The following is a 232-nucleotide window of genomic DNA, read 5'->3' as shown; positions in this document are numbered from 1 at the left end:
AATATTCATATCACGGTAAATCAATGCAGAGTCGACACTGATTAATTCAACAGGCAACTGCTGACGCAAACGGATTGCGAGGTCGGTTTTTCCCGACGCGGTAGGCCCCATCAGAAAAATGGCCTGTGGAAGAGATTTAGTCATGTTTAAACGCTTCTAATGCCGGCTGCAAATCGACCGGACGCAGCAACCGGGAATAATAAGATTCCAGGGTACTCCCCCAGAGTTGTTC

At 47.8% G+C, this 232-nt stretch carries 1 pseudogene; it reads right to left on the bottom strand.

Annotated elements, in window-relative coordinates:
- Window positions 1–144 (bottom strand): annotated as a pseudogene (locus tag ACYP03_RS28225) (tRNA (adenosine(37)-N6)-dimethylallyltransferase MiaA); the annotation flags it as partial.
- Window positions 145–232 lie beyond the last annotated feature (88 nt).

The sequence above is a fragment of the Photobacterium sp. R1 genome (genome assembly GCF_054600795.1).
The sequence above is the reverse complement of the archived record's forward strand: the minus strand, read 5'-3'. Positions and strand labels throughout refer to the sequence as shown.